Source organism: Vibrio sp. 1562 (assembly GCF_033340155.1).
GTDB lineage: Bacteria > Pseudomonadota > Gammaproteobacteria > Enterobacterales > Vibrionaceae > Vibrio > Vibrio alginolyticus.
On sequence record NZ_JAWOVY010000175.1, the window covers coordinates 1 to 885 of the forward strand.

At 46.0% G+C, this 885-nt stretch carries 1 pseudogene; it reads left to right on the forward strand.

From position 1 onward, the window contains the following. A pseudogene (locus R7Z49_RS23980) lies at nucleotides 1-885 on the forward strand (hypothetical protein); the annotation flags it as partial.

An 885-nucleotide genomic window follows, 5' to 3' on the forward strand; every position in this document is an offset into this window, starting at 1 on the left:
TCTCGTTCCAAACGGTGCGAAACAGAAACAACTTATCGCCTTGGATGCCAAGAAATACGCTGGCACCTACACCGTAGATATGGACCACCCAAGCCAAGCTATGGCGCACGAAATCGTATTCCGCGCACCATCATCGTCTAACGTGATCTCACCTATCACGGACCTTGTGGCGATTGAAATGGCAAAAGACCCTTCAATTACTGAAGAAGACGCGAAAGCAAACGTAAACAAAGCATTGGGAGGCTCAGAGGAAGCTCCGATTGATCTGTACAGTGACTTTGTTGAAGGTGCGACAAAAAACGCCGAACTACATAAAACCGCTCAGATTCTGACCGACTCGAAAGCACAAAACCCAACGAACTACGAGAAAAAAGCCACGGAGTTTGCTCAAGCGGCAAACCAAGAAGTGGAACGTCTTGTTGCATCTGGCGAAAACATCAATGACCCAAGCCTACGTCCAGTCATCACTGATAGTACGCCAAATAGCGACAACTTGGTGCCTGAAACGGTAGTCAACAACAAGCTAACCGTCAACGAAACCGTAGAAGACGCAGCTGAAGATAAATTGGATAAGCTACCAGAAATCGTAAAAGGTGCCGCATTTAATGGCGTTGAGCTAAACATCGAAGGTCTTTTCAAAGACAAAGACCAAAGCCTTGTGAGCACAAAACTGACGCACAATTTAGCGGGCACAGGCATTGAAGTTGAGCAAGTTGGTAACCTAATTGTTCTACACCCAACCGCTATCGTAGAAAAATCCGGTGATTTTGAGATTGTTCTAACGGCGCAGGACAAAAACTCTAACGGGGATGTGCTATCAACTGTGAGCACAGTATTCGAAATCGAAATCGAATCTGCAAACTTACCACCAATGGTTGTTGAAGC